The organism is Paraburkholderia sp. (assembly GCF_036488505.1).
In the GTDB taxonomy this organism is placed as follows: Bacteria; Pseudomonadota; Gammaproteobacteria; order Burkholderiales; family Burkholderiaceae; genus Paraburkholderia.
Genome location: NZ_DASXHN010000156.1, coordinates 1 through 21,107 on the forward strand (window position 1 = coordinate 1; position 21,107 = coordinate 21,107).

The 21,107-nt window shown below is 62.9% G+C and carries 18 protein-coding genes and 3 pseudogenes; 17 read left to right on the top strand and 4 right to left on the bottom strand.

The features are described from left to right. From VGH68_RS09040 to VGH68_RS09075, 8 genes are all read left to right on the top strand, one after another. A partial coding sequence (locus VGH68_RS09040; protein ID WP_331603246.1) for a hypothetical protein occupies nucleotides 1–220 on the top strand: 220 nt, incomplete at its 5' end. Then, nucleotides 217–1,401 (top strand): beta-ketoacyl-[acyl-carrier-protein] synthase family protein, encoded by a 1,185-nt coding sequence (locus tag VGH68_RS09045; RefSeq protein WP_331603247.1) that lies wholly within the window; start codon nucleotides 217–219, stop codon nucleotides 1,399–1,401. The genes VGH68_RS09040 and VGH68_RS09045, both read left to right, overlap by 4 nt. A gap of 8 nt (nucleotides 1,402–1,409) precedes the next feature. Further along, the gene (locus VGH68_RS09050; protein WP_331603249.1) at nucleotides 1,410–1,895 is read left to right on the top strand and encodes a hotdog family protein; all 486 of its coding nucleotides are present in this window, start codon (nucleotides 1,410–1,412) and stop codon (nucleotides 1,893–1,895) included. After that, nucleotides 1,892–2,617 (top strand): 3-ketoacyl-ACP reductase FabG2, encoded by a 726-nt coding sequence (locus VGH68_RS09055; protein WP_331603250.1) that lies wholly within the window; start codon nucleotides 1,892–1,894, stop codon nucleotides 2,615–2,617. Before VGH68_RS09050 ends, VGH68_RS09055 begins: the two co-directional genes overlap by 4 nt. Continuing rightward, nucleotides 2,617–3,843, top strand: a complete 1,227-nt coding sequence (locus tag VGH68_RS09060; RefSeq protein WP_331603251.1) for a beta-ketoacyl-ACP synthase — start codon at nucleotides 2,617–2,619, stop codon at nucleotides 3,841–3,843. Before VGH68_RS09055 ends, VGH68_RS09060 begins: the two co-directional genes overlap by 1 nt. Next, nucleotides 3,840–5,096, top strand: a complete 1,257-nt coding sequence (locus VGH68_RS09065) for a beta-ketoacyl synthase N-terminal-like domain-containing protein (protein WP_331603252.1) — start codon at nucleotides 3,840–3,842, stop codon at nucleotides 5,094–5,096. The genes VGH68_RS09060 and VGH68_RS09065 overlap by 4 nt, the downstream gene beginning before the upstream one ends. 33 nt (nucleotides 5,097–5,129) lie before the next feature. After that, nucleotides 5,130–5,552 (top strand): signal peptidase, encoded by a 423-nt coding sequence (locus VGH68_RS09070; protein ID WP_331603253.1) that lies wholly within the window; start codon nucleotides 5,130–5,132, stop codon nucleotides 5,550–5,552. Between the two features lie 66 nt (nucleotides 5,553–5,618). Beyond that, nucleotides 5,619–6,062 carry an excinuclease ABC subunit A gene (locus VGH68_RS09075; RefSeq protein WP_331603254.1) on the top strand — a complete coding sequence of 148 codons (444 nt, stop codon included), beginning with the start codon at nucleotides 5,619–5,621 and terminating at the stop codon, nucleotides 6,060–6,062. 21 nt (nucleotides 6,063–6,083) lie between these two features. Here the strand turns inward: VGH68_RS09075 and VGH68_RS09080 are convergent, their stop codons facing one another. Continuing rightward, nucleotides 6,084–6,812, bottom strand: coding sequence for a class I SAM-dependent methyltransferase (locus tag VGH68_RS09080; RefSeq protein WP_331603255.1), 729 nt, complete (start codon nucleotides 6,810–6,812; stop codon nucleotides 6,084–6,086). A 57-nt stretch (nucleotides 6,813–6,869) separates the two neighbouring features. On the opposite strand from VGH68_RS09080, the gene VGH68_RS09085 reads away from it, so the two are divergent. Further along, nucleotides 6,870–8,225, top strand: coding sequence for an NAD(P)/FAD-dependent oxidoreductase (locus VGH68_RS09085; RefSeq protein ID WP_331603256.1), 1,356 nt, complete (start codon nucleotides 6,870–6,872; stop codon nucleotides 8,223–8,225). 24 nt (nucleotides 8,226–8,249) lie between these two features. On the opposite strand, the pseudogene VGH68_RS30085 reads toward VGH68_RS09085, so the two are convergent. Further along, a pseudogene (locus VGH68_RS30085) lies at nucleotides 8,250–8,390 on the bottom strand (guanine deaminase); the annotation flags it as partial. Between the two features lie 1,674 nt (nucleotides 8,391–10,064). On the opposite strand from VGH68_RS30085, the gene VGH68_RS09090 reads away from it, so the two are divergent. The 7 genes and pseudogenes from VGH68_RS09090 to VGH68_RS09120 all read left to right on the top strand — a co-directional run bounded on the left by VGH68_RS09090 (nucleotide 10,065) and on the right by VGH68_RS09120 (nucleotide 18,671). Beyond that, complete coding sequence (locus tag VGH68_RS09090; RefSeq protein ID WP_331603257.1) at nucleotides 10,065–12,674, top strand: PAS domain-containing hybrid sensor histidine kinase/response regulator; 2,610 nt, start codon at nucleotides 10,065–10,067, stop codon at nucleotides 12,672–12,674. 8 nt (nucleotides 12,675–12,682) lie between these two features. Further along, nucleotides 12,683–13,027: a hypothetical protein gene (locus VGH68_RS09095; RefSeq protein ID WP_414696917.1), complete on the top strand. Its 345-nt coding sequence runs from the start codon at nucleotides 12,683–12,685 to the stop codon at nucleotides 13,025–13,027. Further along, nucleotides 13,024–13,500 (top strand): annotated as a pseudogene (locus VGH68_RS09100) (ATP-binding protein); the annotation flags it as partial. The gene VGH68_RS09095 and the pseudogene VGH68_RS09100, both read left to right, overlap by 4 nt. Before the next feature lie 515 nt (nucleotides 13,501–14,015). Next, nucleotides 14,016–14,456: pseudogene (locus tag VGH68_RS09105) on the top strand (DUF2827 family protein). Between the two features lie 114 nt (nucleotides 14,457–14,570). Next, nucleotides 14,571–15,878: an MFS transporter gene (locus tag VGH68_RS09110; protein ID WP_331603259.1), complete on the top strand. Its 1,308-nt coding sequence runs from the start codon at nucleotides 14,571–14,573 to the stop codon at nucleotides 15,876–15,878. 63 nt (nucleotides 15,879–15,941) lie between these two features. Then, nucleotides 15,942–17,474 carry an altronate dehydratase family protein gene (locus VGH68_RS09115; RefSeq protein WP_331603260.1) on the top strand — a complete coding sequence of 511 codons (1,533 nt, stop codon included), beginning with the start codon at nucleotides 15,942–15,944 and terminating at the stop codon, nucleotides 17,472–17,474. Between the two features lie 135 nt (nucleotides 17,475–17,609). Beyond that, nucleotides 17,610–18,671, top strand: coding sequence for an Ldh family oxidoreductase (locus VGH68_RS09120; RefSeq protein ID WP_331603261.1), 1,062 nt, complete (start codon nucleotides 17,610–17,612; stop codon nucleotides 18,669–18,671). A gap of 116 nt (nucleotides 18,672–18,787) precedes the next feature. Here VGH68_RS09120 and VGH68_RS09125 read toward each other — a convergent pair whose 3' ends face one another. Continuing rightward, the gene (locus tag VGH68_RS09125) at nucleotides 18,788–19,552 is read right to left on the bottom strand and encodes a FadR/GntR family transcriptional regulator (RefSeq protein ID WP_018420206.1); all 765 of its coding nucleotides are present in this window, start codon (nucleotides 19,550–19,552) and stop codon (nucleotides 18,788–18,790) included. A 368-nt stretch (nucleotides 19,553–19,920) separates the two neighbouring features. Between VGH68_RS09125 and VGH68_RS09130 the strand changes: the two genes are divergently transcribed. Continuing rightward, nucleotides 19,921–20,739 carry an N-acyl homoserine lactonase family protein gene (locus VGH68_RS09130; RefSeq protein ID WP_331603262.1) on the top strand — a complete coding sequence of 273 codons (819 nt, stop codon included), beginning with the start codon at nucleotides 19,921–19,923 and terminating at the stop codon, nucleotides 20,737–20,739. A gap of 48 nt (nucleotides 20,740–20,787) precedes the next feature. Here the strand turns inward: VGH68_RS09130 and VGH68_RS09135 are convergent. Then, nucleotides 20,788–21,107, bottom strand: a 320-nt coding sequence (locus VGH68_RS09135; RefSeq protein WP_331603263.1) for an IclR family transcriptional regulator domain-containing protein, incomplete at its 5' end; no start/stop codon positions are given.

Sequence of the window (21,107 nt, forward strand, 5' to 3'; positions counted from 1 at the left end):
GTTTCTGCACGAAGGCTGTCTGCGCGCGGACGCGGATCTCGGCGCGGTGTGGACCGGCGTGCTGCTGTCGGCGGCCACCACGCTGTTGTCGTTCGGCATGCTCGGCATGAGCGCGATGCCTGCGCTGAAAAGCTTCGGCGCGACACTCGCGCTCGGCATCGCGGCATCGGTGCTGCTCGCGCCGATCGGCATGCCATCGGAACCAGGGAGGGCCGCATGAAGGCGCCATCAGTTTATTTGCACGCGCTCGGGATGATCAACGCGCTCGGCGGCGACCTCGAGAGCATCATCCCGGCGCTTGCCGCCGCTCACGCGCCCGGCATGGCGAACGCGCACACGGGTATCGGCGAGGCGTTCGTCGGCAGCGTGCTCGCGCCGCTCGACCTAACGCCGCCCGCTGAACTCGCCCGTTACGACTGCCGCAACAACCGTCTGCTGCTTGCGGCGCTGGCGCAAATCGCGCCTGCTGTCGACGCGGCGCGCGAGCGCTACGGCGCGCACCGGATCGGCGTGGTGCTCGGCACCAGCACGTCGGGTATCGAAGCGGCCGAAGCCGCGTTCGTCTATCAGGCGCAAGCGGGCGACTTGCCTGCGAACTTCAACTATCGACAGATGGAGATCGGCACAGCGGCGCCGTTCGCCGCGTCTGCTCTCGGCGTGCAGGGTCCCGCCTACACGATCTCCACCGCGTGCACGTCGAGCGCTAAGGCGTTTGCGTCGGCGCGTCGTCTGTTGCAGTTGGGACTGTGCGACGCGGTGATCGTGGGCGGTGTCGATTCGCTGTGCGAGCTAACCGTGCAAGGCTTTGCCTCGCTGGAGTCGACGAGTGCGATGCGCAGCAATCCGATGAGCCGCAATCGTTGCGGCATCAACGTGGGCGAAGGCGCAGCCGTGTTCCTGATGAGCCGCGATGAAGCGGCGGTGCGGCTTGCAGGGGTCGGCGAATCGAGCGACGCGTATCACATTTCGTCGCCGGACCCGCAAGGCGTAGGCGGAGAACTGGCGTTGCGCGGCGCACTCGCGGATGCCGGGATCAGCGCGTCGTCTATCGCTTACGTGAACCTGCACGCCACGGCCACGCGCAAGAACGACAAGATGGAAGCGAACCTGATGTCCCGTGTATTTCCGGACGGCGTCGCAACGAGCGGCACCAAGCCGCTGACCGGCCATCAACTCGGTGCGGCGGGCGCGACCGAACTCGGCTTCGCGTGGCTCGCGCTCGCACGTGACGATGTGCCGCTGCCGCGTCATGTGTGGGACGGAGAAGCGGACCCGGCGCTGCCGGCGCTCGATCTCGTCGAAAGCGAACGTTTTCTCGCGCGCGGTCCAGGCACGCAATACACGATGAGCAATTCGTTTGCATTCGGCGGCAGCAACGTCAGTCTGATTCTTGCACGGTGAGGCGCGTGATGAATTCAATGCGAAACATCGACGAACTGCTGCGGCAACCGATCGAAGCGATCATCCCGCATCGCGGCACGATGCTGCTGATCGACGCCGTCAACATGTTCGACGAAGACACGCTGAGCGCGCGCGCGACCGTGCATGCCGATGCCTGGTACGCCGACGTCGAAGGCGCAATGCCCGGATGGATCGGCATCGAACTGATGGCGCAGGCCATTGCCGCGCACGTCGCGCTGGTCGCGATGCGTGGCGGCGGTAGTGCGCGGCCCGGCGTGCTGCTCGGTTCGCGCAGCTACAAGGCTTGCCAGCCGTCGTTCGCCAGCGGCGCGCAATTGCTGGTTCACGTGACGGAATTGCTGCGCAGCGAAGAAGGCCACGGCGCCTACGAATGCACGATTCACGACGGCGGCGTGTGTTGCGCGGAGGCGGTGATCAAGGTGTTCCAGCCCGCCGATTTTCAGTCATTCATTGAAGGGAGTCTCAGTTCATGAGCCGGCGTGTTCTCGTTACCGGCGCAAGCCGCGGCATCGGTCGTGCGATTGCGTACCAGTTGGCCGCCGACGGTTTCGCGATATCCGTGCATTGCCGAACGGGCCGCATCGAAGCCGAAGCGGTTGCGACGGGCATCGCCGCACAGGGCGGCACCGTGCGCGTGCTGCAATTCGACGTGCGCGAGCGCGCGGTGTGCCGCGAAGTGCTCGAAGCGGATGTCGCGGCGAACGGCCCGTATTACGGCATCGTATGCAGCGCCGGTGTGACGCGCGACGCAGCGTTTCCTGCGCTCACCGACGAAGACTGGGACGTCGTGATCGAAACTGGCCTCGACTCGTTCTACAACGTCGTTCACCCGTTGACCATGCCGATGGTGCGGGCGCGCAAAGGAGGGCGCATCGTCACCATTGCGTCGGTATCCGGAGTAATGGGCAATCGCGGCCAGGTCAACTACAGCGCGGCGAAGGCCGGCCTGATCGGTGCGACCAAGGCGCTCGCGGTCGAACTGGCAACGCGCAACATCACCGTCAATTGCGTGGCGCCCGGTCTGATTGAAACCGGCATGCTCGACAAGATGCCGCTCGAACACGCGCTGAAAACCGTGCCGATGAACCGCGTCGGCCAGCCTGCGGAAGTGGCGTCGGTGGTCAGCTTCCTGATGTCGGATGCGGCCTCGTATGTCACGCGCCAGGTGATCGGCGTCAACGGCGGGATGATCTGATGAAGCGAGTCGTCATTACCGGCATGGGCGGCGTCACGGCGCTCGGCGATAGCTGGGACATCATTGAAGCGCGCCTCAAAAGCGGCGTGAACGCAGTGCGGCGCATGCCTGAGTGGGATTACTTCGAATCGCTGCATACCCGGCTCGCGTGCCCGTTGCCGGAGTTCGTCACGCCCGCGCACTATCCGCGCAAGAAAACCCGTTCGATGGGTCTGGTATCGGTGTATTCCGTGCGCGCCAGCGAGCTCGCGCTCGCGGATGCGGGCCTCGCCGACGACGTCAGCATCAAGGACGGCCGCATGGGCGTCGCCTACGGTTCGTCGTCGGGTTCGGTGCAGCCGATCCGTGCATTCGGCACGATGCTCGAGACCGGCTCGATGCGCGACGTCACGTCCAACAGCTATGTACAGATGATGCCGCATACCGCGGCCGTCAACGTGAGTCTCTTCTGGGATCTGAAGGGACGCATCATTCCGACCTCGTGTGCGTGCGCGTCGGGCAGCCAGGCGATCGGCTACGCGTATGAAGCGATCCAGACCGGCAAGCAGACGCTGATGCTGGCAGGCGGCGCGGAAGAATTGTCGGGCCCGGCTGTGGCCGTGTTCGACACGCTGTACGCGACCAGCACGCGCAACGACGAGCCTCATTTGACGCCGCGTCCATTCGATGCCGCGCGCGACGGTCTCGTCGTCGGCGAAGGCGCGGCCACGCTAGTGCTGGAGGAGTACGAACACGCGCTGGCCCGCGGCGCGCGGATTCACGCGGAGATTGTGGGCTTCGGCTGCAATTCGGACGGCGCGCACATGACGCAGCCGACCGCGGAAACCATGGCGCTTGCAATGCAACTCGCGCTGCGCGACGCGAAGCTTCCGCCCGAAGCAATCGAATACGTGAACGCGCATGGCACGTCGACGGATCGCGGCGACATCGCGGAGAGCCACGCGAGCGCGCAGACATTCGGTGAGCGTATGCCGATCAGTTCGCTCAAGAGCTATGTCGGTCATACGCTTGGCGCATGCGGCGCGCTCGAGGCGTGGTGGACCATCGAAATGATGAAGCGCCACTGGTACGCGCCCACGCTGAATTTGCGCAACGTCGATCCGGCTTGCGCGCCGCTCGACTACATCGTCGGCACGGGCCGCGAAATCGACGCCGAGCTGGTGATGAGCAACAACTTCGCATTCGGCGGGATCAATACGTCGCTGATTTTCAGGCGTATTCGATGAGCGTGAAGCTGCAACGCGTTGTCGTGACCGGCATGGGTATCGTGTCATGTCTCGGCAATACACTCGACCAAGTGTCGGCCGCGCTGCGCGCAGGCGTATCTCGCATCGAGCGGGTCGAAGCGTGGCGTGAGCGCGGTTTTGCATCGCAAGTCGCCGGGGTCGCGTCGGTCGAAAACGAGCCGCCGTTCGAGCGCAAGCTTGAGCGCTTCATGGGCGACACCGCGCGTTTCGCTTGTCACGCCGCGCGTAAAGCGATCGACGATGCGGGGCTGGGTGTCGCCGCGTTGCGCTCGCCGCTCGCCGGCACGGTGATCGGCTCGGGCGTCGGCACGATGTCCAGCTACGACGCCGCGATGGCCATCGCCAACACGCGCGGCGTCGAAAAAGTGCCGCCTTATACGGTGCCGCACGCCATGAGCAGCACGGCCTCGGCGAATGTCGCACAGGTGTTCGAACTCGAAGGCGTCAGCTATTCGCCGTCGTCGGCATGCACGACCTCGGCGCTCGCCATTGGTCAGGCGATGCAACTGATCCAGACTGGCCGTCAGCAGATCGTGCTTGCCGGCGGCAGCGAGTGCTTGCACGACAACATGACGCTGATGTTCGACGCAATGGGCGCGCTGTCGCGCCGTTTCAACGACACGCCGCGGCGCGCATCGCGGCCCTACGACACGCAGCGCGATGGCTTTGTGATTGCGTCGGGAGGCGGGGTGCTCGTGCTCGAAGCCTTGGATCATGCGTTGGCGCGCGGCGCGCGCATCTACGCGGAACTGACCGGTTTCGGCGATTGCACCGACGCCGGCATGGTCACGCCGCGTGCGGCCGGCATCGAGCGTGCAATGCGAGGCGCGCTTGGCGAGGCGGGCAAGCGTCCCGATTACATCAATACGCATGCGCCTTCCACGCCGCTTGGCGATGTCGAGGAACTGCGCGCGTTAAAGCAGGTGTTCGGTGTTGCAGCGGACCGGGGCATACCGGCGTTTTCATCGACGAAGGGCATGACCGGGCATCCGCTTGGCGCGTGCGGCGTACACGAGGCGATCTACACGCTGCTGATGATGCGCGACGGGTTTATCGCGGGGACGGCGCGACAGGCGAGCACAGCGGGTATAGAAGCAATGGAGCCGGAAATCGACGGCATGCCGCTAGTGCGTACAACACGCGACGCGCGCATCGGCACCGCGATGTCGGTCTCATTCGGCTTCGGCGGAAGTTGCGCAAGTTTGATGTTCGAAGGGTGGCAGGGCGGCTAAAGAGGCCGCTATTTTAAAACGAGGGTGATAAGAATGAAAAAAGCTTTGATGCTCGGCGCATTGACGATCGCAGTAGCAACGCTCGCCGGCTGCGCGACTCAGGTGAAATCGCTGCCGCTGGCAGCAGCAGGCGGCGAATCGGGCGGCGGCGTGCCGGTGTATTTCGGGGAGCAGAGCCATCCGGCGGTGAAGCGGGATATCGGCGATGTTTCGTACTCCGTGCGCATCGCGCGCAAGGTCTCCGGTCCGGACGATGCGTGCCGCGAGGCGCTAGCCGAAGGCGTGAGCAAGCTGCGCGCGGCGGCACGCGAACGTAGCGCGAACGCAGTGATCGACGTAACGACGCGCTTTCACAGCAGCGAAAGCAATTCGTCGCGCGAGTTCACCTGCGGTGTGAGTCCGAGCGCCGCCGCGATCGCGGTGAGTGGCCGCCTCGTCTTGCTCGAGGCGAACTGAGCCGCATCCTGTATCAGCAGTGGATGCACGAATCGTAAAAGCCATAACAACCACGAAGGAGTATCAATGAAACGCCATCTGATGTTCGCCACGCTTGCCGCCTCGTTTGCCATGATGTGCGCTGCGCCCGCTTTTGCGCGCGATTCGGTCGGCAACTATCCGATCGACGAAGCATTGCACAGCGAGCCCGGCAAGGTCGGCGACGATATCGCACTGTATTTCGCGGGCCAGCAGCATCCGGCGGTCGCGAAGACGATGGGCGAATTCGCGACCAACAAGAAGACGAACGCGTTCGGCAAGAGCGATTCGCAGGCATGCCAGCATGTGTTCCTGTCAGCCGTGATGGAGTTGCAGGAACGTGCGCGCAAGGAAGGCGGCAACGCGGTGATCAACATCAAGAGCAACTACAAGAACGAAGTGCGCGAGAGCGCGACCGAGTTCACCTGTGGTGCGGGCGCGGTGATTGCCGGCGTCGCGCTGAAGGGCGATGTGGTCACGCTGCGCAAATAAGCTGGTTTCGCAAGCGTTGATTTAAACGGTCTTGACCGCCGCGACGTTGACGAGCGTTTCGCGGCGCTTGCCCGGCTGCGGACGGTAAAGACCGAGCCGTTCGAGCAGACCGAAGTCTTTCGCGCGGCTCCACCAGAGATAGGGCAGCGAGACGTTGCGTTCGGTAAAACTGAAGCCGCCGCGACGAATCATGTCGAGATAGCCGTCCGCGCTTTTTTGTACGTGCATTGGATGGCGAAACAGTAGACGGATCACCCACGACCTGATGTATGCGTCGGTGGATTCCGCGAACAGCAGCACGCCGCCTGGCTTGAGCACGCGGCGAAACTCGGCGAGCGCGCGGTCCTGCTCGACGAGATGATGGAAGGTTTGATGGCAGAACACGATGTCGGCGCTGGCATCGGGCAACGGCAGTTCGGCGCAGTCGCCGTGCAGCAATTCGATCTCGGCGCCTTTGTCGCGGCACGCGTTGGCCGCATTGGCGGCGAGCTTCAGCGACGGCTCGTGATAGTCAATACCGACGATACGGCGCGGCTGGAATGCATCGGCGAGCAGCCGAAACGCGATGCCTTGTCCGCAGCCCACATCGACGATGACGGGCGCTGCGGGCAACGGCGTATCGATCATCCGCTTCAGGTCATTGATCGCCACGCGCAGAACATGGTGTTCCCATGTGCGAGTGCGCAGGAACCAGATTCCAAATGCGGTTTCCGGCACGAATGGCACGCTGGATGTATGAGACGGCGACACGCTGGGCTCCCCGAGAAAATGGTTGTTCTGTTAGATGCAATGTAACGAGACGTAAGCATGCAGCGTAATGCTGCGCCAGGCAAGCAAACGAGCGAGGCAATTTTGAGTACACAGGTCAGGAAGCCCACACCAGCGCGCATTGCGGCCGATGCCGATGCCGACGCCAACACGACAAAGCCAAAGGCGGTCGACGTCGTGATCGTCGGCGCTGGGCCGGCGGGCGCGGTAGCGGCCGCGTTGCTGCGCAAGGCGGGCCGCTCGGTGCTCGTGCTGGAGCGTCAGCACTTCCCGCGTTTTTCGATTGGTGAAAGCCTGTTGCCACAAAGCATGGCTTACCTCGAAGAAGCGGGGATGCTGCAAGCCGTGGTCGAGGCAGGGTTCCAGTACAAGAACGGCGCACAGTTCGTGTATCGCGACCGGTCGTCGTCGTTCGACTTTCGTGACAAGCATTCGGCGGGCTGGGGCACGACGTACCAGGTCGAACGCGCGGTGTTCGACGACATCCTCATACGCTGCGCGGCCGCGCAAGGCGCCGAGGTGCGCTTCGGCCATGCGGTGCAGGCGGTTCATCCGGGCGACGGCCCGCGCGCCGCGCCGCTCGTCGATGTGGTGGACGAGGCCGGCCATGCGTACCGGATTGGAACGCGTTTTTTACTCGATGCCAGCGGTTTTGGCCGCGTTCTGCCGCGTCTGCTGAACCTGGAGGCGCCTACGCGGATGCCGACGCGAGCGGCGCTTTTCTCGCATGTCTACGACGGTCTGCCGGCCGGCGCGACCGACCGCAACAAGATCTGCGTGGCAACGCATCCTGAGCGCCGCGATGTGTGGTTCTGGATGATTCCGCTCGCGGGCGGACGTTCGTCGGTGGGCTGCGTCGCCGAGTCGAGCTTTCTCGACGTGCCCGAAGCCGAGCGCGAAGCAAGCTTGCGGGCGTTGATACAACAAGAGCCGACGTTGAGCCGGCTGATCGGCGACGCGCCGTTCCTGATGCCGGTGCGTCACATTGCCGGCTATTCGGCCAACGTCGAGCGTCTGCACGGACCGGGTTATGCGCTGCTCGGCAACGCGGGCGAGTTCCTCGATCCGGTGTTCTCGTCCGGCGTGACGATCGCGCTGCGCTCGGCGCATCTGGCAGTGCAGACCTTGAACCGTCAACTGGATGGCGAATTGGTGGACTGGTCGGCGGAGTACGACGGGCCGTTGCGCAAGGGCATCGACACGTTCCGCGCGTTTGTCGAACGCTGGTACACCGGCGAATTGCAAGACATCATTTTCTATCCGGATCAGACGCCGTCGATTCGTCGCATGATCAGCGCGGTGCTCGCGGGCTATGCATGGGACGAATCGAATCCCTACGTCGCCGAGCCGGTACGCAGGCTCAATGCGCTGCACGAGGTGTGCACGCAGCGTTAATAACGCCGCCGCACATCGTCGAGCCGCGACGCGCGCCGCGCGCGTCGCGTGCTGGCGTACCTGGTCGCGGCGATGCACGCACTCGCCGGCTGCATAGGTTTCACAGACAGCGCGGTCGTCGCCGAGCAGCGTGAACGCAAACGGCAACTCTTCAAGCGGCATTGTCACGTTGACGTATTGATGACGTGATAGCCGAAGTGGTGCATGTCTGGCTGCCAAAGCAACGACACTTGGCGCATCGTGCGACCGACTTGGTACTTGAAGTTCGACGCAGATGTTGGGCCGGACCGCTCAACGCGGCCTGCCTTTTTCCATCCGCCATAGTCCTGTCGTGGGCCGTTACTGGCGCAACGCTCACGCGTCCCTGCGGACTGTCCCGGTCTTTGTGGGTCCCCCCAGGCTTACCTCCAGTTGGGCTGACAGGCACGGCGGGTGCGGCAGGCCAGACGGCACTGGACTCGTATCATTGAATTCTCGAAGCTGTTACATTCGGCGCCCCGGCCATCGACTGCGCGACGGGTCGCCTTTAACGGAGCCCGGTTGCACTTGCTGATCGTCGACGACAACCGCAACGCGGCCTCGCACTGGCGGCCTATCTGTCGCTGGAGGGCTTCCCGACCCGCGCTGTGTTCCGCGGTAACGACGCGAATAACGTCGGGGGCACCTTTGCATCCGTATCATCCTGATAAACATTTCAATGCCGCACTGCAACGGCTATGAGGCGGCCCGGGCACTGCGGCGCGACCCGTAGTACCAAAAGGCATTGCGATCATTGCCCATTCTGTATTCGACGAGACCGAGGTGCGTCGGCATCTGACGGATACCGTGTTTGATGGTTACGTCCAGAAAGGCCGGCCACCCAGGCAACTCGTGGCACTCATCACAAAGCTTGCCCGCTGACGGCCGCGGCCATGCAGCGTGCGCACGGGACATGTGAGCCTTTGGCGGGATTGTCCTGCTGGGGTTATCGCCAAGTGCCTGGCGGTCGCGGAAATGACGACAGCCGCGCGTTGTGCTGCGCACGTGTATCGGCAACGCAGGGACGGAAAACATGAGAATGACGTCGCGTGGCCGGGATGCGGGGACCTCTATTCTTCGCCGTCATGGCGCGACGCATCGCCGCTGCGCTCGATCTCCCGCTCGGTTAATTCGCGCGCCCGGATCTCTAGCTTGCTCAGTGTATTCCAGAGGCAGACGGGGCCACCCTAAGCTCACACACCTCTGCGCAGAAGTGCAGGGCGCGCCGCTGCGCCGTCTTTCCGTGCTGACCACGCGGATGCCGCGCGGCGCCGCTCTTTGCTTGATGCGGTACGCCAAGGGGTCGCTTGTGGTCGTATGGGCTGGGCGCCCGTCAACCCGCGGATCATTGGACTCGCGGTTTGCATTCGGCCACGCGCATCACGACTTGACGCTCAGACTGATCACCGGCGTTTGTTCGCGGGAATGATCGTTGGACACGTAGCCGTCGCGGCTCCGTCGCCGTTTCGCACCGAACATTTCGGTCGCTGAATGGACTTAAGTTCCTGGGAAGTACCGATAAGTGCCTGGCGCTTTTTACACGGCGTTGCAGTTCCTCATGCCGATCGGACCCGATGCAACGCTGTTGGCGACGCGACATCGATCGCATTCGCGCACCCGCTAGAAACAAACGAAAAAGGCCGCGCGTCGCGCTGGTCGTCCGGTAGCAAGCCATTTGCAGAAGATATGCTTGCTGCATCCGCTGTCGCGCGGTAAAACATCGGTTAGCGCTTTGCAGTCTAACCAACGGACCAGCCGCACCACGCCAGCAGCTCAGCCAATATGGCTGAGTGTCCGCGGGGAGGCCGGCGCAAGCACGCTATGCAAGATCCTGCTCACTTCCTGCCCTCATTCGTCTGGCGTGCCGACCGCGACGGCGTGATCCGTTACGTCAACCCATGGACGTCGAGGTATCTCGGCCTTCCCGCCGCCGAACTCGTCGGACTGCACTGGAAGGCCTTCGTCCACCCGGGCGACATCAAAGCGGTACTCGACGCAGTGCGGCAGATGCGCGACGGCACGCTGCTCGGCAATGTCGAGGTGCGTCTGCTACGTGCGGACCGCGAGTTTCGCTGGCACGCGCTGCATCTCCAGGCGGAGCTCGACGCGAACGGCCACATCGGCGACACAATGGGCGTCGCCACCGATATCCACGAGGCTCGCCATGCATGGGCGATGTACGAAGCCAGCGAGCGCCGTCTGAAAGCCGCCTTCCAGGGTGCGCGCATGGGGGCATGGGAATGGGACATGAAAAACCGGGTCGTGCGGATGACCTCGCAGCTCGCGCATCTATACGGTTTTCCGCCCGGAACCGAAGCGGTCGCACTGTCCGATCTCTGGGACCGGGTCAAGCCCGAGTATCGCGAACTGTTCCAGCAGAAGCTCGACGAGGCGCTGCGACATGGCGGGCCATTCGAACTGGATCTCGTGCTTGACGGTGAGTCGACTGCGCCCCGCTGGCTGCGCATGCGCGGCCATGCAGAATTCGACGACAGGGGCGTGCTCGCACACGTGTACGGCGTGAGTTTCGACATCAGCAAGCAGCGCGCCGCCGAAGAGCAGCTCAGTCTCAGCGAGCGGCGTTACCGGGCGCTGGTCGAATCGACAGGCGCGCTGGTGTGGTCCGCTCCGGCGAACGGCGACGTCCGTGCGAGCGGCGACGACTGGAGCCGCTTCACGGGCGACGCGGTGGTCCACCTATCGGATTGGGGCTGGCTCGACTACGTGCATCCGGACGACCGTGAAACGGCACGGCAGACCTGGCTCGATGTGCTGCAGCGCGGCCAGCCTGGGTCCAGCCAGTTTCGCTTGCGGCGCTATGACGGCCAGTACCGGATGGTGAAGGCGCAAGCGGTGCCGCTGTTCGACAGCCACGGCAATCTGCAGGAGTGGTTCGGCACGACCACCGACGTGACCGCGCAGTATGAAGCGCAAGCGGCGATCGAGGCGCGCAACCTGCGCCTGTTGGTCGCGATGCAGGCGGCGCGCATGAACATCGTCACCCTCGACCTCGCGTCGCGCAGGCTTTCCTTCGAAACCGGGGGCCAACCGCTGATCGAAGAGGTGCTGACATACGACGACGGGCTGCGCCGCGTGCACCCCGACGACCGCGCGACACTGGAACGATATGTGCAGACGTTGGCCGCAGGCAACGATCCGGGCGCGAACATCGAATATCGGGTGCAGGAGGCGCGCGGCGAACGCTGGATGGAAGGCAGCGCGCTGCTGCAGCGAAGCGCGGACGGCAAACCGTTGATTATCGTTGGCAGCTTGATCGACATCACCCAGCGCAAGCAACTCGAACTGATGTTGCGCGAAGCCGACCGCCGCAAGGACGAGTTTCTGGCAATGCTCGCGCACGAACTGCGCAATCCGCTCGCGCCGCTGCGTACGGCGATCGCGCTGCTCGACAAGCAACAGGATGCGGAAAACCGTTCGCCCGAACTGATCAACCTGATGCGCCGCCAGGTCGAGCACATGACGCGCATCGTCGATGATCTGCTCGAGGTGTCGCGAATCACGCACGGGCGCATCGTGCTGCAGCTCGAGCCCGTGCTGGTCGGCACCGCCGTTTATCACGCGGTCGAGGCGGTCGCGGCGATGGCCGAAGCGCGTCATCAGCACTTGCAGGTGAACGTCAACGATCCGACCACCTGGGTCAACGGCGATATCACCCGAATCGCGCAGATCTTCATCAACATCCTGAACAACGCGAGCAAGTACACGCCGGAGTACGGTCACATCGCGGTGAATGTGAAGGCCGACGACGAATCGGTTTGCATCGTCACGCAGGATACCGGCACTGGCATTTCGGCCGAACTGTTGCCGAAGGTTTTCGACCTGTTCTCGCAGGGCGAGCGCACGCTCGATCGCTCGAGCGGCGGGCTAGGAATCGGACTGTCGCTGGTGAAAAAACTGGTCGAGATGCATCACGGCACGATCGCCGTGCACAGCGACGGGCCCAATCTGGGCACCACGGTCACGGTGCGACTGCCGCGGCTGCATCATCATGAACGCCATGCGGCGGTCACGCTTTCGGCGCCCGCGCCGGGGCCTGCAAAAACCACCTTGCGTTTGCTCGTGGTCGACGACAATCGCGACGCCGCCGATTCACTCGCGATGCTGTGCGAATCGGAAGGTCATGCGGCCCGGGTCGCCTACTCGTCCGCCGAAGCCATCGAAGCCGCGCCGTCATTCACGCCGGACGTCGCGTTGCTCGACATCGGTTTGCCGGATATCGACGGCTATGAACTGGCGAAGCAACTGCGTCGCAAGGGCGGCACGAAGCCGTTGCTGATCGCGATTACCGGCTACGGTCAGACGGAGGACAGACTGCGCGCGCAAGCGGCCGGCTTCGACTATCACTTCGTCAAACCGGTCAAGATCGACAGTCTGCTGACGCTGCTGGCGTCGATGACGGGCGGGCAATAGCGAGGGCATTGTCAACGAAGTCGATAAAGCGAGGCCCTCATGTCCGCGCAGACACCGTTTCAAGGAGGGATCATGCGAAAGACAACTTCGATCGCCTGTGCGAGCAACTGTCCTCGCGCGCGGCGTGCAAGACCATCGTGCAGTTGCTGAGCCTCGCTCACGAGCGCACCTGCGAAGCCGAGCTGGCCCATGCGCTGGAGCAGGACCTGGCCGACGGCCGACTACCCGATCTGGACGAACTGCGCTCGCGTTTCGCCCCTGATCCGGCAGCTGTTCCACAAGTGCACGTACAACTGGCTTCGTTGCGCGACTACGAGGCCCTGCTTACCTTGGATCAGGAGATGACAGCATGAGCCACGATTTCGATGCTACCCGCCTGTCGCTGCTGCTCAACGACTTGCGGCTACCCGCTGTCAAACATATCTGGCCAGCCTTCGCCGAGCGCGCCGACAAGGAGGGCTGGCCCGCGGCACGCCTGATCATGGCGCTGGCCGAACACGAGATTGCCGAACGCGACAGACGTCGTATTGAACGCCATCTGAAGGAGGCCCGGCTGCTACCGGGCAAGACGCTGGAGACCTTCGATTTCGATGCAGTGCCAATGATCTCCAAAGCACAGGTCTCGGCACTGTGTGCCGGCGATGGATGGCTGCGCAACGGCGCCAACCTGATCATGGTCGGCACGCCCGGCGGCGGCAAATCGCACCTGTCGTCGGCGATCGGACTGAGCCTGCTGGACAAAGGCTGGAAGATCCTGTTCACCCGCACCTCCGACCTTGTGCAGCGGCTCCAGGTTGCACGTCGCGAGCTCGCGCTCGAAGCCGCGACCCAAGGTACTGTTGGCTGACGGGAGCCGTATGAGGCGAGAGTCTCATGTACGGTTCTGCGAGAGGCTTGAGGTGCAACCCCTCGAAGCTGGATGAATTCGTCCGTGTCGCTGCCGAAACGATGAATGAGCCAATGGTTCGTCACGCTGCTCGGTGCCTGGCACCATGGTTAAAGGCGCACGGACGACCTGGTCTGGTGAACGTCGCGTACTCCGTCAGCTGCAACCGTACGATCTTGCGAAGCGATGTTTTCGTCGGCGAAGACGCGTCGGTCGATTCGCGCTCGGACCACATCGTCAGGCGGCCCGAATGAGCGCCGGCGGCGATTGTCCGAACCCATACAGCGCGGACTGCCAGAAACGACATTTCCTGATCACTGTTCCAGGATCCCCTCAGCCGGTTTCTTGAGACAAACTAACCGCACCGATTTCCGAGACGTTTTTCTTGCCACTGTAAAACCGATGTTGCTAGCGGACGTCGCCGGCGTATTCGAACTTCGAGCCGCAACGCAGTAATGTCGATTCATGTGCGCAGGGGCACCCAGTCGCTGTGGGAAAACGGCATCTTCCAAAACTGCCTTTTTCTTGTGATGCGGCTCATGCGCATGCCAAATGTCGACCAGGTATTTCTGGTCGCCGGTGGTGATGGCAGTAACGAAGACGCGCGAAATTTTCTTGGTGAGTCGCCGGCGCCGGTGATCGACATGGATACGGCAATGGGGCACCTCGGTCTGATGATCAAGATGAGCGCGCAACTCGGCCGTGAATGAATCGTGGCATTTCGCGAGCAGGGCGGCAAGGTGGTGACGATGCGGGTCGGCAACGACTACGGGAAAGATAGCGAACGCATGGTGTTCGACACGCCGCACCGGCTGCTGATCAGCGGCGCGCCGTACGTGAATGTAAAACTTCCCTACTTGACACTCCCACGTCGCGTCCCTAACATTCACCGGTAAAGTGGTATTACCGATTTGCGCGAGCGTTCGCTGGATGGCATTGGTCATGTCGTGTTGCCGGTTTATGTCTGCGCCGAAAAATTGAACAGAAAAAATGGAGATGCGATTGTGACTATGAGTACCACCGACGTCTTGCCGGCCGGCGAATCATTTGAGGATCGGACCTACCGGAAAGTCACGCTCAAGATCGTGCCGATCCTGGTCATTTGCTATGTCGCGGCTTACTTCGACCGCGTCAACATCAGTTTCGCGAAGCTGCAGATGCAAAGCGCTCTAGGGCTATCGGATACGGTGTATGGACTGGGCGCCGCGATCTTCTTCATCGGCTACTTTCTGTTTGAGACACCGAGCAACCTGATTCTGCACAGGATCGGCGCGCGACGCTGGATTACCCGGATCATGATTTCCTGGGGTATTACGTCGTCGGCGATGATGTTCGTCAACGGTCCCGTGGCGTTCTACGTGCTGCGCTTCCTGCTCGGCGCATTCGAAGCCGGGTTCATGCCCGGCGTGATCCTGTACTTCACCTACTGGTACCCGGCACGGCGGCGCGCGCGGATGGTCGCGCTGTTCATGACGGGCATCGCGATCGCCGGCACGATTGGCGGCCCGCTTGCGGGCTTTGTCATGACGAAGTTTAACGGGATCGGCGGCTTGGCCGGCTGGCAATGGCTGATGCTGGTCGAAGGCTTGCCCACTATCGTGCTCGGCGTAATCGTGTACCTGATGCTGGTAGACCGGATCGAGCACGGGAAATGGCTGACGCACGAAGAAAAGACGCTGCTGCGGGACAACCTCGCTGCTGAGGTCACGCCGCAGCGCGCGCACGACGTAAAAAGCGCATTCAAGAATCCCTACACCGCGCTGCTTGCGCTGATCTACTTCCTGGTGCTCAACGGCCAGTTCGGCCTGTCGTTCTGGATGCCGCAACTGATTAAAAATTCAGGGGTGTCCGAGCCACTGTCAATCGGCATGTTATCGGCGGTGCCTTACGCGGTGACGGGTCTGTTGATGGTATTGATCGGCCGTAGCTCCGACCGCACCGGCGAGCGACGCGTCCACCTCGCGCTCTGTATTTTCGCGGGCACCGTCGGCTACTGCGTGTGCGCGTGGTTCTCGCACAATACGGTGATCGCCACCGCCGGGCTGTCGCTCGCTGCGGTCGGCATCATCAGTTCGTACGGCATCTTCTGGACCATGCCGCCGAAGTTTTTGAGCGGTAGCGCGGCCGCGGCCGGAATTGCCATCATCAATTCGATCGGCAATCTGGGCGGCTTCGTCAGCCCGTATGCGATCGGCAAGCTAACCGACATGACCGGCAGCACCGATCTCGGCATGTATGTGATCGCGGCCATGACTGCCGTGGCTGCGGTGCTCGTGCTCTTCACTATACCGAAGCACATCTGCAACGATCGAGCTTAGCTCAATTCCACCCGTCATGTTACGGCAGCCTGAGCGGGCTGCCTCATTTGATCCAAAAGCACTATGAGCTCCCCATCGCCCGTCATACGGTTGCATCCGGACGACAATGTCGTCATTTCGCGCCGTCAGTTGATACCTGGCAATCGCCTCGAAGCCGACGTCGTCGCCGCGGATCTGGTGCCGGCCGGCCACAAGGTCGCGACCCGGCCGCTCGCGGCCGGCGAGCCCGTGCGGCGCTACGGCCAGATCATCGGCGTCACGACGCAGCCTGTCGACAGCGGCCGCCACGTCCATGTGCACAATCTCGCGATGAGCGAATTCGCGCGCGATTATGTGATCGGCGAGGATCTGCGATCTCTGCCTCCTGCGCCGTCAGAGGCCACATTTCTTGGCATCGAGCGCGAGGATGGACGCATCGCCACGCGTAATTACATCGGTATCCTGACGTCCGTAAATTGTTCGGCGACCGTCGCTCGCGGTATCGCTAATCATTTCAGCGGTCCACGCCGCGACGGCGCCGCGTTGCGGGATTTCCCGCACATCGACGGCGTGGTCGCGCTGACGCACGGTGCCGGCTGCGCCACCGACAGCGAAGGCGAGGGACTAACCGTGCTGCGCCGCACGCTGGCGGGATACGCGGGACATGCAAACTTTGCGGGTCTGCTGATCGTCGGACTCGGCTGCGAAACTAACCAGATTTCCGGCCTGATGGCCGAGCAGGGATTGAGCGAATCGGCGCTGCTGCGAACGTTCAATATTCAGGAAGTTGGCGGTACTACTGCGGCGGTTGAGACCGGCGTGCGTCTGATCGAGACCATGCTGGCCGATCTGCCACGCGTCGAGCGCCGGCCAGTGCCGGCCAGCCGGCTGATCGTCGGCCTGCAGTGCGGCGGTTCGGACGGCTACTCGGGAATCACTGCGAATCCAGCTCTGGGCGCCGCGGTCGATCGACTCGTGGCGCACGGTGGCACCGCGATCCTGTCAGAAACCCCGGAAATCTATGGCGCCGAACACCTGCTGCTGCGCCGTGCTGTGTCGCGCGAAGTCGGAGAGAAACTGCTCGAACGGATAAACTGGTGGACCCAGTACTGTGAACGGCACGGTGCCAGCATGAACAACAATCCGTCCGCCGGCAACAAGGCCGGTGGATTGACCACCATTCTCGAGAAGTCACTCGGGGCGGTGGCCAAAGGTGGCACGTCCGCACTGCAGGCGGTCTACGAATACGCTCAGCCGGTCCGGGCGCATGGCCTGGTATTCATGGATACCCCTGGCTATGATCCGGTGTCGGCAACCGGCCAGGTCGCCGGTGGCGCGAACCTGATCTGCTTCACCACCGGGCGCGGTTCTGCTTATGGCTGCGCGCCGTCTCCGTCGATCAAGCTCGGCACCAACAACGCGCTTTGGGCGCGTCAGCAAGCCGACGTCGACATCAATTGCGGACCCATACTGGACGGCGAGTCAAGCATCGACGAGATGGGCGAGCAGATATTCCAAACAATGCTGGCTACCGCATCGGGAACGCGTACCAAAAGCGAGTTGCATGGCTACGGACAATCAGAGTTCGTACCATGGCAACTGGGCGCGGTCATGTGAAACCTTCCCGTGCATCTGCAGCAAGCTATTCAGGAGAATAATCCGTATGACTTCGAACGCCTTTGCGGCCATTGCGCGTGATGCGATTGCCGCGCTATCCACGACAACCTACGGCATGCCGAGCGGGGCGACGCGATGAGCACACCACGCTACGCTGCCGACGCGCTGATCGGCTACGCGAATCAACTACTGGAAGCGGCAGGCCTTGCGTCGACGCATGCGGATGCGGTGGCGCGCACCTTGGTCGACGGTGACCTGCTCGGCCATGACACGCACGGTTTGGCGCAGCTTGCCGGTTATATCGGCGCGCTCGAGGGCGGCACCATGACCAAGGAAGGCGAGCCTCTCGTGATCGCCGACAAAGCGGCAACCTTGTTGTGGGATGGGCGCCGTCTGCCCGGACCGTCGCTGGTGCTGCGCGGTATTGACGCGCTGTTGCCGCGGGCTCGTGAATACGGCACCGCGACATTGGTGATTCGTCGCAGCCATCATATTGCGAGCCTCGCCGCGTACCTGCTGAAGGCGACGGAAGCGGGTTTCGTGCTGATGCTGTCCAGTTCCGATCCGAGCGTGCAAAGCGTCGCGCCGTTCGGCGGCACACGCGCCGTGTTCACACCGAATCCGGTCGCGATCGGCGTGCCGACGTCAGATACGCCGTTTCTTATCGACATTTCATCGTCGGTCACCACCAATGCGATGACGGCACGGCGGCACAAAGCGGGCGAGCGTTTCAACGAGCCATGGATGCTCGATGCGCAAGGCAATGCCACCGACGAACCCGGCGTGCTGTTCGAAAATCCGCCCGGCACCATACTTCCCCTTGGCGGTCTGGGAGCAGGCCATAAGGGCTTCGGACTCGCCGTGCTGATCGAAGCGCTGACGAGCGGCCTGGCCGGCTTCGGTCGCGCCGATCCGTCCGAGGGCTGGGGGGCGACTGTATTCATGACGTTGTATGACCCGGCGGCTTTCTGCGGTGAGCAGGAATTCAAGCGGCAGATGGATTGGCTTGCGGATGCATGCCGCAACAATCCGCCACGCCCCGGCGTGGAAAGTGTGCGCATGCCTGGGGACGGCGGTATGGCTCGCAGAGCGGCACAACTTGCAGGCGGCGTGCGGCTGCACGACACGATCCGGCCGGCGCTTGAGGTGTGCGGGCAGCGCTACGGTATCGCCTTCCCGACCCCGCTCGACGCGTAGTGCCTGGAACTTGAGGCCCGCCGCTTTTGCTGATGGCCACAACGTTCGCCGAAGCTTATGGACATCCGATGGATAACCTGACACGCCATGCCTTCGCATGGCGTGAAACCGGTGACTCAGTCGTGGGTACCAACAGACGGCGCGCCGCTAGTTTCAACCGGACGATTTGCCTTGTCCCATCCCTTCGTGAATTCGTCATGAACGCGGCGCAGGTGAGCATGCATCGCGGCCCGTGCGCGTTCCGGGTCGCGCGACTTGATCGCCTTATAGATCGTCAGATGATCCTTCACGGTTTGCGCGCGGCGTTGCGGCGTCAGAAAATGCTCTTCAATCTTGATCCACATCGGGTCGTAGCGGAATGCCCAGATCGAGCGTATCAGATGAACGAACGCACTATTGCCGGTGGCAGCGGCGATGCGCAGATGGAACAGCCTGTCGGCTTCCTGCTCGACGACGTGGTGAGCGTTCTCCTCGATCATCTGGTCGATGGTCTCGAGAATGCCGTCGAGGTCGGACTGAGTGGCGGCACTGGCTGCCAGCGCGGCAATTTCGCCCTCGAGCACTTCGCGCGCCTTGATGAGTTCGAACGGCCCGGGTTCACCGCTGTCCCCGGTACTCACGGCAACATCTGCACGCGGACTGGACGCGCGTTCGACCACCCACACGCCCGAGCCAACGCGCACATCGACCAGGCCGGCGATCTCCAGCGCGAGCAGCGCCTCGCGCAGCGGCGGACGGCTCACGCCGAACAGCTTTGCCAGTTCGCGCTCTCCGGGCAGGCGTGTACCGGGGGGAAACTCGCCATTACTGATCAGCGCTTCGAGCTGCGCGGCGATTTCGCGATACAGCCGGCGCGGAGGGCCGAGGGCAGCGATAGGCAAGATGGCTCCTGTTTAAATCAGATGAAGGACGCGACGGGAAGCCGGCGGATACGCACAGGCGCACCGGTACTACGCACTGCCGCGCCGGCGCATCGAGCGCAGGCTGGATTTTATCATCCCATCGGTGCCACTGCGGCGTCGCTGCATGCTTCATCTGCATCACTGGAGCACGCGCCGACAGTCTGAACAGTGACCGGTGAACGAGTATCTGCCGCGCGGCAGAGAAGCACCGCAAGAGCGTGCCGTTGCCGAAGCGCGCAGTTCGAGCGCGGCGCGAGTCACAACCACAAATGCGAATTTCAACACGGTCAAGCAATGCAGCCACGATTCGGCCAAACCTGATCATGGCACTACTGGAAGCCCGACAGATGACTACACCAGGCAGCACCCGCAGCGCAAACGAGACGCTCGTCAAAAGCGTTTCGCTGTTCAACCTAGGCACACTGATCAACGACCAGTCGTCATTGACGCTCAGACGCGGCATGGGCACGCGGGTCGAGATTCCCGTGACCGGCGCATTTATCGAAATGGCCGACGGCGAGCACATTCTGTTCGACACGGGCCTGCTGCCGCATGATTGCGAGCAGGAGGGCACCGATCCATGCCTGTCGATGAAGCGCTTTTCCGAAATGATCGCGCGCTACGATCGGCAGGACGATATTCGTGCACGGCTGGCCGATCTCGGTCATACGCCGGAAGACGTCAAGATGGTTATCAACAGTCACTTCCATTGGGACCACTCGGGCGGCAACATGTTGTTTCCGCATGCGCGTTTTCTGGTGCAACGCACTGAATATCGTTTCGCGTATCAGCCCGACACCTTTGTCGCGCGACCGTACGAGCGTGCGTACTTCGATTGTGGCATTCACTATGAACTGCTGCGCGGCGATCAGATGATCAAGCCCGGCGTCGCGGTGCTGACCACGCCGGGGCACACGCCGGGGCATCAATCGCTGATGCTGAATCTGCCGTCGGGCGCGATCATGATCATGACCGGTGACGCAGTGTTCTGCCCAGCGAACCTCGATCCCGATATGCCGCCGGGCAATGCGCACACGACCGAGCAGGCCATCGCGTCGATCGCCCGGCTGCGCCTGCTGACCGAGTTTTTCGGCGGCGATCTGGTGATTTGCCACGACCCCGATTTCTGGAAGAAATGGCAGCCGGCACCGCATCGATATACGTGAGCTTCGCGAACCGGCGTCGACGTGTTCGTCTGACGCGGGTCACTGTTGTTACAACGTTGCCGCGATCCGGCTGGCAATGCGCGCGATTCCGGTGACGATCTGCTTTTCCCGTCTCCCTTCGAGGCGGCCAAGCGGCACGCTGGTGCTGACGGCGACGCGCTTGCCGAGCGGCGTCACCCCGACGTATGCCGCGAAGCACGCAAGACCGACACTGACCTCTTCGCGCTCGGTGGCAAGGCCGCACGCGCGGATGCCTGCGAGTTCGCGCAGCAACGCGCTGCGCCGGGTGATCGTGTGCGAAGTCATGGCGGCGAGGCGCTCTGGCAATACCGCTGTCACTTCCTCGTCGGAGAGGCTCGCCAGCAGCG